Annotated in this window: 9 protein-coding genes; 1 reads left to right on the forward strand and 8 read right to left on the reverse strand. The window is 32.1% G+C overall.

The window, feature by feature from the left end:
• Positions 1 to 139: 139 nt before the first annotated feature.
• The 8 genes from DIS18_RS02570 to porU form a co-directional block, all read right to left on the reverse strand.
• Complete coding sequence (locus tag DIS18_RS02570) at positions 140 to 1,723, reverse strand: ELWxxDGT repeat protein (RefSeq protein ID WP_109351468.1); 1,584 nt, start codon at positions 1,721 to 1,723, stop codon at positions 140 to 142.
• Positions 1,724 to 1,805: 82 nt separating this feature from the next.
• Entirely contained in the window at positions 1,806 to 2,429 is a 624-nt protein-coding gene (locus tag DIS18_RS02575; protein ID WP_109351469.1) for a response regulator, read from the reverse strand.
• A 12-nt stretch (positions 2,430 to 2,441) separates the two neighbouring features.
• Positions 2,442 to 4,376, reverse strand: coding sequence for a tetratricopeptide repeat-containing sensor histidine kinase (locus DIS18_RS02580; RefSeq protein ID WP_109351470.1), 1,935 nt, complete (start codon positions 4,374 to 4,376; stop codon positions 2,442 to 2,444).
• A 166-nt stretch (positions 4,377 to 4,542) separates the two neighbouring features.
• Entirely contained in the window at positions 4,543 to 6,177 is a 1,635-nt protein-coding gene (locus DIS18_RS02585) for a pyruvate dehydrogenase complex dihydrolipoamide acetyltransferase (protein ID WP_109351471.1), read from the reverse strand.
• 3 nt (positions 6,178 to 6,180) lie between these two features.
• A complete protein-coding gene (pdhA, locus tag DIS18_RS02590) occupies positions 6,181 to 7,179 on the reverse strand; it encodes a pyruvate dehydrogenase (acetyl-transferring) E1 component subunit alpha (RefSeq protein WP_109351472.1) in 999 nt (332 codons plus the stop codon).
• A 177-nt stretch (positions 7,180 to 7,356) separates the two neighbouring features.
• Entirely contained in the window at positions 7,357 to 7,839 is a 483-nt protein-coding gene (gene cdd / locus DIS18_RS02595) for a cytidine deaminase (RefSeq protein WP_109351473.1), read from the reverse strand.
• A 94-nt stretch (positions 7,840 to 7,933) separates the two neighbouring features.
• The gene (gene porV, locus DIS18_RS02600) at positions 7,934 to 9,136 is read right to left on the reverse strand and encodes a type IX secretion system outer membrane channel protein PorV (protein ID WP_109351474.1); all 1,203 of its coding nucleotides are present in this window, start codon (positions 9,134 to 9,136) and stop codon (positions 7,934 to 7,936) included.
• Positions 9,137 to 9,231: 95 nt separating this feature from the next.
• The gene (porU, locus tag DIS18_RS02605) at positions 9,232 to 13,113 is read right to left on the reverse strand and encodes a type IX secretion system sortase PorU (protein WP_109351475.1); all 3,882 of its coding nucleotides are present in this window, start codon (positions 13,111 to 13,113) and stop codon (positions 9,232 to 9,234) included.
• Between the two features lie 260 nt (positions 13,114 to 13,373).
• Between porU and gldJ the strand changes: the two genes are divergently transcribed.
• The gene (gldJ, locus tag DIS18_RS02610; protein WP_181364013.1) at positions 13,374 to 15,065 is read left to right on the forward strand and encodes a gliding motility lipoprotein GldJ; all 1,692 of its coding nucleotides are present in this window, start codon (positions 13,374 to 13,376) and stop codon (positions 15,063 to 15,065) included.
• Positions 15,066 to 15,115 lie beyond the last annotated feature (50 nt).

Consider the following 15,115-nt stretch of genomic DNA (forward strand, 5'->3'; position numbering starts at 1 on the left):
CCTTTAAAAGCGAAAACCTACCCAATTGGGTAGGTTTAAAAAATCAATTCACAGTTTTCTTATGCTAAAAAGTAAAACAAAAGCATACTATAAAAAAGTGCTAAGAATAATTCTAGTTTGTATTTTTCAAAATAAGTCATCATATTTTCACTAACTTTTTAACACTTTTACCATTAATAGTCTTTATTGATACAAAATAAATTCCAGCGTCTAAACTTTCAATATCATAATAGTTCAAGTCGTTTTTGAAAGATATCATCTTTTTTCCTTCAAGATTTAATATATCTACTCCTTTTACAATCGCTTTCGTTTGAATAGTAAATCCTTTTTGAGAAGGGTTTGGGTATAAATTAAATTCATTTAATTCAGTATTGCTAATCGATAATGTAGGGTCTTTATACTTCCAAAGTTCTCTTCCAGACACGCCATCATCTGCAGAGAAAAACAATTCATTATTATATACAGTTAAACCTATTGGATCGCTGTCTGATCCTGCATTAATATTTGCAACCATAATCGTCCCATTTGTAGTACCATCAGTTACCCAAAGTTCTCTTCCATTTGTGCCATCATCTGCATTAAAATAAAGTTTTCCATTATATTCTGTAAAGCCCATTGGCGTGCTTTCTCCTATTGGGTCAATATCTTTAGTCATTACTGTTGTGAATGATGTTCCTGAAGTTTCCCACAATTCTATTCCATTTACACCATCATTTGTAGAAAAATAAAGCTTACCGTTAAAAACCGTTAAATTATTAGGAAAACTATCTGCTGCTCCAGGATTAATATTAGCTGCCTGAGTAATGTTCCCGTTAGTTCCAACGTAAAATAACTCATTCCCTACAACAGCGCTAGTAGCTGTAAAATAAAGCCTATTATTGTATATAGTTAAATTTTGAGGATTACTATCAACACTTCCTGGGTTTAAATCTAATACTAATTGTGTGCCACTAACCGTTCCATCTGTTTCCCATAGCTCACGTCCAGTTGTGCCGTTATCAGCTGTAAAGTATAATTTATTATTAAAGACAATTAAATTTTGAGGCCTACTATCATCATTTGGGTTAATATCAATTAGCAACTGTGTTCCTGATGTAGTTCCATCGGTAAAATAAAGCTCAATTCCTTCAGTAGCTATAGAGGTTCTGGCGGCAAAATAAAGCAATCCATTATACTCTGTAAATCCATCAGGATTGCTATCTGTGGTAGAAGTTGATGTATTTATATCTTTCAATCTTGTTGTTCCTGCATTAGTACCATCACTAATCCAAAGTTCACGTCCTGCGATACCATCAAATGCAGAAAAAATAAGATTTCCGTTATACTCTGTATAATATAATGGAGTTGAATTTGACGAACCAGGGTTAATATCTTTTAAAACAGAAAACGAAAGCCCGTTCCCTTTCCAAATTTCTTTGCCATCTGTATTGTTCTCGGCTGTAAAATACAAATTTCCATTATATGATATCAATCCAGTTGGCGAGCTATCTGCCGCTCCAGGATTATAATCTGCCACTCCATTTACAAACGCACCATTAGAATAAGACAATTCTTCACCTGTTAAACCAGTTACGGTAGTTGTAAAATATAACGTACCATTATGTACATGAAACTTTTGTGGAAAAGTACCTACTGACCCTGGAAAAAAATCATCTACAAGGCTTGCCTGCGAATTAGAATAAATTGATGTTAGAATAAAACATAAAAGTAATAATTGTTTCATAGTATATTAAGTTTAAAAGTTTTGAGTGCTACAAAACTATACCTAAGAAACATCTTTTCCGCCACCCCTCAGGGTAGAATTTCTATATCAAATTTTCTTTATTTGCTTTTTGAACTGCCATAACATTAGAGTTTACTTGAAGTTTAGCGTAAATTTTTTTTAGATGAAACTTAATTGTGTTTTTACTAATAAAAAGCTTGTTTGCTATAACACTATAACTATTTCCATCAGATAACATCATTAGGACTTCCTTCTCTCTTTCAGAAAGTGAAATTTCACTTTGTTTTTTTTGAAAGGAACCTACAACCATTTTTGCAATTTTTATGCTCATTGGCGCTCCACCTTCAATTGTTTCGTTTAAAGCATTGATTAATTTTTCTGGTGATAAACTTTTGGTAAGATACCCTGTTGCGCCAGCACATAAAGCATCAAAAACCATTGTAGAATTTTCATGAACCGTAACCATTAAAATATTACAATTAGGTTGCATGCTTTTAATTTGTTTTGTGCCTTCAACACCATTAATACCCGGCAAATCAATATCTACAAGATATATATCAGCATCATCCTTTTTTATATTTTCTATGGCAGTTTCACAAGTTTCGTATATACTAACAACATGAAAATTTTCTGTTTTATTTATACTGGTAGCAAAACCATGACTTAGCGGAATATTGTCTTCAATAATAACAACTTTATATTTCATTTTTATTCTTATTTATTCTGTTTTACCCTCAAAAGAAATAGTAGTTCCTTTATTTTCCACACTTATTATCTGTAGTTTTCCGCCAATTTTTTCAGCTCTTTTTTTCATGTTCAATAGTCCGTTTTTAGAGTCTAACAAAGCAGATTCAATACCAACCCCATTATCTTCACAACTAATTTTCAGCACTTCTTTAGCATACTCAAATTTTAAGATTAAAGTATCACTTTTTGAATATTTGAAAGCATTAGTCATCGCTTCTTTGAATATGTAAATGAGTTGTTTACTCCAATAATGAGGTAACTTTTTATTTAGATTGATATTTTTATCTAAAATGAAATTGATATTAGTTTTATCAAAATAATCTTCTGCAAAATCAGATAAATACGTAATTACTTCTTCCAAATAATCACTATTTGGTTTTAATGAAAAAATAAAGTCTTTAGTCCCTACATATAAACTTACTGTATCTTCTTTTACCTGTATTACTTTTTCTTTTACAGCGTTATTTGCTTCTGATAACTCATCTTCAACCAGTCTGGTTAAAAAAGAAATTCGAGCTAACTTATTTCCTAAATCATCATGAAAGTCTTGAGCTATATTATTTCGTACATTCATAAGCTCTTTTTCTAATTCTAATTGTTGCGTGATAGCTCGCTTTAATGCACGATTTTTTCCACGGCTTTTTTTAAGTTGAGTTATTTTTAGTATTAATCCTCCTAATAAAATAATGGCTATTGCAATTATTAATAACGTCCACAATCGCTTTATTTCAGCATCTTTTAGTTCAGTTTGGTATTTGGTTTCAAGTTCATTTATAGCCTTATTTTGCTCAATTTCTTTCTTTTTATTTTCAAAATCGAAATAACTATCTAAAGCTTCAAAAGCTAAATCAAAATCATTAAAAGTTTTATATGAAGTATACCTATACTTTTCAATTATTGAACCATAATAAGGACGTTCTCTTAGTTTTAAGTTATGAAGCGAATCCAAATAAATATAACATAATTCTTTTTCATTTTTTGATCTATGAATATGAGCTAAAGTCATAAAAACATTAAGCTTAGTATCCTGCTTCATATATTCCGTATAACCTAACGCTTCTTCTGAATATTTTTGAGCTAAATCAGAATTACCTACATTAATATGATGGGAGCTTAACACTATCAAATCTGATGGTATACGTTGATTCAATTGATTTTCTTTGGAAATTTTTAAAGCTTTTTGCGCATATACAAGTGAAGAGTCTTTATAATTTTCATATTCAGGTTCAGACCCTAAAACAGAATATTGTTGTGCTGCAGAACCATAAATAATATTTTTAGCCAAAGGTGAAATATCATTTTTAATACTACAAAAATTTATAGCCTTTGATAAGTAATGCAGCTGCTTTTCAGTTTGATTTTGAGTTGAATAAATTACTGAAATACCATAGTAAGCCATGGCAGCAGTTTTAAAATCCGATGTTTTTTCTGCATATTTACTAGCCTTTAACAAATGATTAATGGCTTTAGCTAGCTTATCTGTATTTTGATAAAGGCCTCCTAATCTATTATGGGTCTCTGCAAGTTCTTTTAAATTATTATTAGACTCAGCTAAACTTAAACTTTGATTTAAATAATTCTCAGCTTTATCATAATCCCTGTTAATCATATAACCAGAACCAATAAGTCTTAAACTTCCAATTTCATTATCAATATCATTTTTAATTTTAGATAACTTATATATTTTTTTACCAAAACCAATCATAGAATCTCCTTTTCCTGTAGACTCATAATAATGGTTTGCCAAATTGAAATAAGTTTTGATTTTAATTGAATCCGAAGAACTATTTAATTGACTTCTTAACTCAAATTCTTTATTTTGAGCATCAATAGGTATAGATAGAAATAAAAAGACAGTAAGAATGTAAAGGTTTATTCTACAATATTTTTTGAAAACAATAATCATAAAATTAAAAAAACCAAGTTACAAAAAGCTAAAACAAAAATAAGCTACCTTAAAGGGTAGTAATATGTAAGGGAAGGGATGAAATAAAAAAACCTATTTCAATTAATTGAAACAGGTTTTTTACTGTATGGTTATATCCCCTCATTCGAAGGAATGACAAAATATTCTATACTAACATCGTCACAGGATTCTCAATATAACCTTTCAAAGTTTGAAGAAATTGTGCTCCTGTTGCTCCATCAACTGTTCTATGGTCACAAGCTAATGATAATTTCATAGTATGTCCAACAACAATTTGACCATTTTTAACCACTGGTTTTTCAACAATATTTCCAACAGAAAGAATTGCTGAATTTGGTTGATTTATAATCGATGTAAATGTATCTATACCAAACATTCCTAAGTTAGAAACCGTAAACGTGCTACCTTGCATTTCGTCTGGTTTTAACTTTTTGTTTCTTGCTTTTCCTGCTAAATCTTTTACAGCAGCTCCTATTTGTGGTAATGTTTGCTCATTGGCAAATCTTACTACAGGCACAACTAATCCATCAGGAACAGCAACAGCAACTCCAACATGCACATGATTATTCAAACGCATTTTATCTGCAAACCATTGTGAGTTTACTTGAGGATGTTGTTTTAAAGCCAATGCACATGCTTTAACTATAATATCGTTATAAGAAATTTTAGTATCTGGAATCGAGTTAAACTGTGTACGGAATGCCATAGCATTTTCCATATCAAACTCAACACTTAAATAATAATGTGGCGCAGAGAATTTAGAATTTGTTAAAGCTTTTGCAATAGCTTTACGCATTTGCGAGTTATCAACATCATCAAAATCTTCTTGTCCAGATGGTACAAACTTACCAACCGCTGCTGCTCCTGCTACTGGTTCGTAATTTTCTATATCACGTTTAACAATACGTCCGTTTTCTCCAGAACCTTGAACTTTAGTTAAGTTAATACCTTTTTCCTCTGCTAATTTTTTAGCTAAAGGCGACACATATACACGTCCATTTTCTGTTACTGGAGTTGGTGCTGGTGCTTTTGATTTTGTTTCCGTTTTAGCTGGAGTAGCTTTTGGAGCTTCTACCTTAGCTTCAACTTTAGGTGCTTCATTTTTTGCTGGTGCAGATGATACCGAAAAATTAGCAGCAGCTCCAGAAACATCTGTTCCTGCAGGACCAATAATTGCTAATAACGCATCTACTTTTGCAGATTCACCTTCTTGTAACCCTATTTCTAATAAAGTACCAGATTGGAATGATTCAAATTCCATAGTCGCTTTATCCGTTTCTATTTCGGCTAAAATATCACCTTCTTCAACTGTATCACCAACCTTTTTTAACCAAGTTGCTACGGTACCTTCTTCCATGGTATCACTTAAACGTGGCATGGTTACAACTATAACGCCTTCTGGTAAATCAGCAGATGCAGCTGGTGCATCGTCAGCAACAGAAGCTTCTTCTGAACTTGACTCAGCAACTTCTTCTTTATTATCTTCTTTCGCTTCCGTGGAAGCACTACCACCTCCACTTAAAATACCAGAGATATCTTCACCTTCATCACCAATAATGGCTAATAGCTCATCTACTTTTGTAGTTTCTCCTTCTTGAACTCCAATATGAAGCAATGTTCCTTCATTGAAAGATTCAAACTCCATAGTAGCTTTATCAGTTTCTATTTCTGCTAAAATATCGCCTTCTTCAATCTTATCGCCTACTTTTTTTAACCAAGCAGCAACGGTTCCTTCTTCCATTGTGTCGCTTAATCGCGGCATGTTTACTACTATTGCCATATCTTATAATTTGTGTTGAATAAATGGATAATCTTCTTGCTCATAAACCATATCATAAAGTTGTTGCTTTTCAGGATATGGAGATTCGTCTGCAAACTTCTCACATTCAGCAACACGATCTTTAACACTTTTATCAATTGCTTTAATATCGTCTTCAGAAGCATATTTCTTTTCAAGAATTATATCCTTCACTTGAGTAATAGGATCTATTTTCTTGTATTCTTCAACTTCATCTTTAGTTCTATAATGTTGAGCATCACTCATTGAATGCCCTCGGTAACGGTATGTTTTTAATTCTAAAAATGTTGGTCCGCCACCTTTTCTTGCTCTTTGGATAGCTTCATCAAAAGCTTCAGCCACTTTTACAGGATTCATCCCGTCAACAGGTCCACATGGCATTTCATAACCTAAACCTAATTTCCAAATATCATCATGATTTGCAGTACGCTCAACTGAGGTACCCATAGCATATCCGTTATTTTCACAAACAAATACTACTGGTAAATTCCAAAGCATTGCTAAATTAAACGTTTCATGTAAAGAACCTTGTCTAGCAGCACCATCACCAAAACAACAAAGAGTTACAGCATCTTTATCGTGATATTTATCTCCAAAAGCAATACCAGCTCCTAAAGGAATTTGACCTCCAACAATACCATGACCACCATAAAAACGGTGTTCTTTAGAAAATATATGCATTGAACCTCCCATACCTTTGGAAGTTCCAGTTGCTTTTCCATATAACTCTGCCATAACACGTTTTGGATCTACACCCATACCTATAGGTTGGACGTGGTTACGATAAGCAGTAATCATTTTGTCTTTTGTCAAATCCATCGCATGTAAAGCGCCTGCTAAAACTGCTTCTTGACCGTTATATAAATGAAGAAACCCTCTTACTTTTTGTTGAATGTAAACTGCAGCTAGTTTGTCTTCAAACTTTCTCCAGAATAACATGTCTTCATACCATTTTAGGTATACCTCTTTTGTGATTTTTTGCATCTGCTACTATTAAGTTTTTAATTTCGCGAAATACAAAAGTAATACATTGTGATGTATTGCAAAAACGCAACCTCATTAAAGTAACAAAATTGTGAAAAAAAGGACTCTAAACGGCTTCAATTAACTAATTATTAATTTTTATAATGAATACTTAAATAATTAAAATTATAGTATAGATTAAAGCACTGATTTATCAAACCCTAATGGCAATAAATCTGCAAGTGAGCTTACTTTTGCTACCTCGCCAATTTCTCCCATAAAATAAATCTCTATTGGTGTCTCTTGCTTTATCTCATACTCCGCAATAGATTGTCTACAGGCACCACAAGGCGGAATTGGTTTTGTTGTTTGATTTCTTTTTGAACCCGCAGAAATAGCAATACGAATAATCTTTGCATTAGGAAATTGAGAACCTGCATAGTAAATAGCTGTACGTTCGGCACATAATCCTGATGGGTAAGACGCATTTTCTTGATTATTTCCTGTTATAACTTTTCCATTATCTAACAGAATTGCAGCACCTACATTGAAATTGGAGTAAGGTGCATAAGCTTGTCCTCTAGCTACAATAGCTCTTCTCATTAATGAAATAACATCTTCTGGTAATACCTCTAGGCTTTCAAAAAGATACAGAGTGGACTCAATTTTTATTTCCTTCATAATCAAATGTATTCAATAAATATAAGAAACGTCTGTAAACAAAAAAACTATTGCGTATTGCAATAGTTTTTTGTTTTAATATATTTTGAATTGTCTAGTATTCAACATACTCTCCTGCTCCAATATTGAACGTTAAAGAAAAACGTAATGTATTCTCTAAAGGGCTTTGTACTTTTGAGGCTGAAAATAAATACGATAAATCTATGTTAACCACATTTGCCTTAAATCCTGCACCCAAAGCTAAAAATTTTCTAGCGCCTTTATCTTCACTTTCATTAAAATAACCAGCTCTAAAAGCAAAAGAATCTTGATATAAATACTCTGCTCCTAAAGCCCAAGTAAATTCTTTTAATTCTTCACTAAACCCATCTGGTGCATCACCAAACGACTGAAACATCCCTGATAAAAAGCTTACATCTGGGTCTTTCCCTTCAACAATTATTGTTGGTTCATCACTATCTTGGTTTTCATCACCATCAGTATCAACATAACCTAAAACCGGTGGTGTTGGCACTAATAATTTTGCAACTTCTAATGTTAATCCGATTTTATTGTAATCATCAAATATGAAATCAAACCCTGTCCCTAATCTTAAGTTGGTTGGCTGAAAGTTCTCTTGTCCTCCTTCATCATATTTGAATTTAGGTCCGATATTTTGAATTGCAAATCCTGCTCTCCATCGTCCGTTAAAATCTGAATAAGCTTCTTCTTCACTTTGATAATACCCAGAAATATCCACACCAAATGTACTTGCCGGAGTAGCATCTCCATCTACACCATCTAACCTTAAATCTGAACGTAGATATCGCATAGCAACAGACATTGCAAATTGATCTGTTAAACGTAACGCATAAGATGCATCAATTGTTAACTCATTAGGTCTTTGTATTAACGCTTCAGAAAACTCATCAGTTACAAATTCTATATCTCCTAATGAGAAATACTTTAAACTAGCTGCAAAAGCACTTCGTTCATCAATTCTATTAAAGTAAGTAACATTTCCTAAAAAAATATCATTTACTAACTTACTTAAGTAAGGTGTATAACTTACCCCAATACCAGATTTAGTTTCAGAGAAAGCATATTTAGAGGAATTCCATTGTTGAGAAAAAGCATCTACAGATGTAGCTACACCCATATCTCCCATTGCAGCTGCACGAGCATCAGGAGCAATTAACAAAAAAGGCACTCCTGTTGTGATAACTCTTCTATCTTGATTAGGAAAAACAATTGTTTCTTGAGCATTAACTTTTAAAATAAAAGCAAAAGCCATTAATAGCAATATTCTATTCTTCATGAATTCTATTTTAGTTAGCAAATATAAATTTTATTTTGAGACTTGTTTTTTATTTCTTTAACATGTCAAAATTTTCGATTACAAACACTTATCAATTAAAGTATAACAAGTTTTTCTATTTTTTCTACTGTTTTATTTAACAAGTTAGAATGTACTTTTAACTTATAAATATAAACTCCTTTTCCTATTTTATCTCCAAAATCATCTCGTCCATCCCAAACTAAATCTCTAGACAAGGAGCTTGTTGCCTTAATACCTCCAGAAGTTTGTCCATTCAAGGTTCTTACTAATTTCCCTGAAACAGTGAATATCTGTATTGAAACGTCTAAAGGTTCTGAACTATTGTGATTAAACCAAAATTCTGTGTAATTAACAAATGGATTAGGGTAATTTAAGACATTATTTATAGCTAAACTTTGATCTTTATCAAAAACAACAAACTGAATTTCAGATATTGATGAATTATTATAAACATCCCATGCTTTTAAACTTAATGTATGCAACCCAGGTTCTAAATCTCTGAAAGGGAAACTCACAGTTCCTTTTGTATAATCATCAACGTCTGTTTGATAATAATCATTTAGCACAACTGGATTAGTTTCATCCCCATCAATAATTGCAACAATATCATGACCAATTCCACTAGCTGTATTTATACCATTTGCGTCTTCCATTTTAGCTAATAAAGTTGGTGATTCATTAGTAATTCCACCAGTAACAAAATTTTCATCATTCATATATAAAGTTATAACTGGACCTGTGTTATCTTCTGGAGCATTTTCATTTAAGCCTCCAATCCTAACAGAGTTTATATTTGCACCTGCTTGATCTTGAGTTAGAGCTTCGTTTTTTGAATAAAAACTAACTTTACCAAAACCTACTTGAATTCCAATATCTTTTGGCACAACAAAATCAAATTCAAATTGACCGTTTTCAACAGAAGCCTGCCCTCTAAATATAATTTCTCCAAGTGTTGTAAAGTCTAACTTTATAACCCCATTACTATCACTAATACCATCATTAGCTAACGTTTGTCTATTAATAACTTTATCATATATGGTAGTTGACAACGTACCTTTATAATTATTTAAAAGATTTCCTGCCTCATCCGTTACTTCACCTGCCAACTTAACATAACTTAATGCTTTGAGAGTATCTGTTGCTGTTTCTATTGGTGTGTCATTTATTCTTGTAAGCCTTATATTTGGTTTTGAAAATGCCAATTTCATAGCAGGATCTCCAATGTAGAATACCAAATTTTTCTGGCTATTCCCTGATACAGCTGGATCATTTTTTGCTAACCTCAAAGCTTCAGCTGCCGAAGGATATTCATTATCTCCATAGGTATCATTATCACTATATGAAAATAAATATTGACCTAATTCCCTATTAAAAGTAATTCCGAAATTAACAAAAACTTGTCTTGTGGTTGTAATTAAACCTACTGCACCAGTATCTTTATTCCAAAATGTAAACTCTCCTGCCGTTTCCCTGAAAGGATTATCAAATCTTGTAAATTCACAAGTAACTGTAACAAAACAATTTAGTTTACAGAAATTACGGAAGCCCACAATATCTGGCTTTACTAAAATGCGTTCTTCTGCAAGACCTTCTTCTCCTCCGTGTCCGAAATAATTAATCACTAATGCACCGTTATCTATTGCGTTAACTATTTCATTAGTAACAATAGGATATCTATTTCCTCCTGCTGAAGATTCTTGTTGAAAGGCATCAGAATGTATTTTTGTAACATTCAAAAATGGCTTTTCTTGAGAAATCAAATCACCAATATCATTTGTTGTAAATTGTAAATCGCCTTTTAATTTGTCATCATTATCATCAGAAATAACCACAACATTATTACGCCAACTACCAAAGGTTTCTTTAATGTAGTAAGATTCAATTTTATCAACCATTTCTTTACCTCTTTGAGGCGTATCAGCTAAAATTCTACCTACGGCAATATCTAGCTTATCACTAGAATTCATGGTACCTTCGTTATCATCCATCATACCATAAAAATCATCTGAAACAAATGAGGTTGCTAAACTAAAACTGTTATAAGAATACCATGAAGGGACAATATTTGTGTTATTTCTAATCCTATCTTTATAATCATAAGAGCCATCTCCGAATAAACACAAGTATTTTATTCTATTTTCTGGAGTGCTTGCATTATCGTAAACATACTTTACTAAATTCCTAATAGCTCCAACATCTTGATTTCCTGAACTAAACTCATTATATATTTCATCTAAACCAACAACTTTTACATTTATACCATACTGATTTCTGTTGATTTGAGCTAAACGTTCCGCATCTGAAAACATATTATTTGGTGTCACTATTATATAATCAACATCTTGAAAATTACCTTGTGAATTTTGAAAAATAGTTCCTTTTATATTCTGATTATTAATTATTGTTTGTGAATCAAATTTGGGAGTATAATAATCTGAAGAAGAAACCGCAACATAACTTTTTAAAGTACCAAGAACATCAGTAAAACTTAAAGTTGAAGCTTCATCAGTATTCTCATAGTTTGATACATTATATAAATCTGTTACATTCCAAATTTCTGATAGCTGAGTAGCATTTTCAATATTATATTGAACAGTTCCTGATGCTGTAGCTACATTATTGTTTTTAAATAAAAATTGCTTATTATCAAAATTCAACTTTCGTGTAGCTTCAATCGCAATAAAATCTAAATACCCTATAGTACTGGGATTACCTAAGTTATCAAAATCTAAATCTATTGAGATATTTGAAGAGTTAACATCAACATTTCCGAAAAACTCTCTTCCATTAGCCAAACTTGGCGTGGTAACTCCACCTATAAATAATGAAGAAACCTCAACATTATTTACACTAACTTTCATTTGACTATCACTTCTAGATGCAGTAGCTACAGAAACTCTTAAAGTTACAGGTTCTGATGTAACCAAATCCGGAAATTCAAATTCAAATTTTTTGGAACTATCTATATCAAATTTATCACCAAACCAGCGCCTACCTAATGATATTAAATTATAGGTGTCAATTTCATGAAATAAATAATCTTGATAAGTATCAACAACCATATCAACAGCACCTTCTGGTTGATTAAAATGCTGTATTCGCTTACCATTACCAGAGCTTACATTTATATAATAATATGTTTTATCAGTGTAACAATTAATATGTGTTCTACTTTCTTCGTTATATTCTTTAGGGCCTTGAGCATAAAACAATAAATAATCATTATTATCAAAGCTCCCATCTTCTTCACCAATAAATTTTATAGCATTTTCTGGAACATCATAAGGATATGCTATAGCGTTTGAATAAGGAATCATTCGTCCTCCATGACCATATAACTTAATGGTTCTAGGGTCTACACTATTAACTTGAACACCTAAACGCTGTAAAAAACTTTTAGACAACTTAAAAACTCCAGTTGTATCAACATAAAAACGAAACCACTCTCCAGAATTTAATACTGAATTAGTTATGACTCTTGATCCATTATTCCGTTTTAATAATGAAGACCTACTATCTGATCCATTTTTATAATTTATTTGAAAAGAAGTTACTTTTTTATAGTTGCCATTTTCATCCTTTATTATAGGAGACAGTTGAAAAAATGCATAAGTCTTATTTCGTGAAGTTGAATTTTTTAGGCTATACCTTAATTTAGCTGGTATTTTATTAACATCCAAGTCCTTTAAATCTGTTTTAGATACTGTTTGATATAAAACATTTGTGAGAGAAACTGAAGACTCATTTATTACAGTTTTAGATTCCCATTGGTCTACAAACAATATACCTTCATCCAAACTGTAATTAAAATAAGGTTTATTAAATGCAGGAACTTCCACAGAAAAACTATCTCCAGAAAGCTTTTGAGATTCACCCCAAACTATATTATATTGTTTTTGTTGTGCAAACACTCCTGCCGAAATAATCAACAGTAAAAATAAAATCTTCTTTTTCATTGGTAAAATAACGTAGTTAACGCATTGTTATTATTAAAAAAACAACAATTTTAAAAACAGTTTCAAAAATACAATAATAAATTAGGAAAACACACGTTAATACAACACAAAACTATGGTTTAAAAGGCTAAAATCATCGTTGTAATGCATAAAAATAGGACGAAATACACTATTTTTTGGTTAAAATGCAAAAAACAGCTTGCGTTATTGGGTTTAATTCTTATATTGCAGCTCCAAAATTAATTAGCTTACTTAAAAGTATGGATATGAAAAAAATAGTAGCATTCAAGGTTTTATTAGTTTTAGCACTAACAGTAGCTTCAACTAGTTGTAAAAAATCTTCGAGTTCAAAAAATAGCTCCAGAGCTACTGGATGGAACATCAACGACAGAAATGGTGGTTTCCAGTACAATACAGATTTTAAAGAACAAGAAACTGCTCCAGGTTTAGTTTTTATAGAAGGTGGTACGTTTACAAAAGGACGTGTCCAAGACGATGTTATGCATGATTGGAACAATAGTCCTAATCAACAACATGTACAGTCTTTTTATATGGATGAAACTGAAGTTACCAATGCTATGTACATGGAGTACTTAGATTGGATCAAGCGTGTTTACCCACCATCAGATGAAAACTTCAGAGCTATATATCATGGCGCTTTACCTGATACTTTAGTATGGAGAAACCGTTTAGGTTTTAACGAAGTAATGACAAACAACTACTTACGTCACCCAGGTTACGGTGAATACCCTGTAGTTGGAGTTAGCTGGATTCAAGCAGTTGAATTTGCAAATTGGCGTTCAGATCGTGTAAACGAGTTTAACTTAGAAAAAGCAGGATACTTGAAACGTGATGCTAAATTAACAGACGTAAATTCTGAACAAACTTTTAGTACAGATACTTATATTAATGCACCTACGCTAACTTATGGTGGTAATGAAGAAATTATCAACGGAGATGGTCGTAGAAAAAGAAATACTCAAGTTGATGCTGATGGCAATGAAACAGGAATATATGCTACACGTCAAACTGGTATCATCTCACCAAAATATAGACTACCAACTGAAACAGAATGGGAATATGCTGCTTTAGGTTTAAGCGAATTGAGAAGCTATAATTTATACCGTGGTAGAAAAAAATACCCATGGGATGGACAATATACACGTTCTGGTAAACGTAAAATACGTGGAGACCAATTAGCTAATTTTAAACAAGGAAAAGGTGATTACGGTGGTATTGCAGGATGGTCTGATGATGGTGCTGATATTACAAACGCTGTAAAATCTTATGACCCTAATGATTTTGGGTTATATGACATGGCTGGTAACGTTGCCGAATGGGTAGCTGATGTTTACAGACCTATAGTAGATGATGAATTTAACGATTTTAACTACTACCGTGGAAATGTTTATACCAAAAATGCATTAAATGAAGATGGTACCGTAAAAGTTGTAACATCTGACGATATTGTTTATGACACTTTATCTAATGGTAAGGTAGTTGCAAGAAACTTACCAGGTGAAATTTTACAAGTACCTGTTGATGAAAACGAAACCTATCTACGTACCAACTTTGATAAAAGCAACCAGATTAACTTTAGAGATGGAGACAAACGTTCTTCGCGTTATTTTGAAAGCTTTAATGATGATGAAGAAGTAGAAGGAGAAGAATCTTCAACTAGAAAAATGTACAACTCACCAAAACATAATATTACTAGAGATTCTTTAGGAAATATTGTTAGAGAATATGACAAGAGAAATAACAGAACATCTTTAATAAATGATGAAGTAAGAGTTTACAAAGGTGGTTCTTGGAAAGACAGAGAGTACTGGTTAGACCCTGCTCAAAGACGTTACTTCCCGCAAGATATGGCAACAGACTATATTGGTTTTAGATGTGCAATGTCTAGAGTTGGATCAAAAAGTAAAGGAAAAGGTAAAAAGAAGAACTAAATTTAAGGTTCTAAAATATATTAAAGGTTCTAACCATGGTTAGAACCTTT

It is taken from the genome of Algibacter marinivivus, assembly GCF_003143755.1.
GTDB lineage: Bacteria > Bacteroidota > Bacteroidia > Flavobacteriales > Flavobacteriaceae > Algibacter_B > Algibacter_B marinivivus.

Coding starts and splice junctions, on each gene's coding strand:
- DIS18_RS02570 (WP_109351468.1), bottom strand. CDS start 1,723: ATGAAACAATTATTACTTTTATGTTTTATTCTAACATCAATTTATTCT.
- DIS18_RS02575 (WP_109351469.1), bottom strand. CDS start 2,429: ATGAAATATAAAGTTGTTATTATTGAAGACAATATTCCGCTAAGTCAT.
- DIS18_RS02580 (WP_109351470.1), bottom strand. CDS start 4,376: ATGATTATTGTTTTCAAAAAATATTGTAGAATAAACCTTTACATTCTT.
- DIS18_RS02585 (WP_109351471.1), bottom strand. CDS start 6,177: ATGGCAATAGTAGTAAACATGCCGCGATTAAGCGACACAATGGAAGAA.
- pdhA (WP_109351472.1), bottom strand. CDS start 7,179: ATGCAAAAAATCACAAAAGAGGTATACCTAAAATGGTATGAAGACATG.
- cdd (WP_109351473.1), bottom strand. CDS start 7,839: ATGAAGGAAATAAAAATTGAGTCCACTCTGTATCTTTTTGAAAGCCTA.
- porV (WP_109351474.1), bottom strand. CDS start 9,136: ATGAAGAATAGAATATTGCTATTAATGGCTTTTGCTTTTATTTTAAAA.
- porU (WP_109351475.1), bottom strand. CDS start 13,113: ATGAAAAAGAAGATTTTATTTTTACTGTTGATTATTTCGGCAGGAGTG.
- gldJ (WP_181364013.1), top strand. CDS start 13,374: ATGGATATGAAAAAAATAGTAGCATTCAAGGTTTTATTAGTTTTAGCA.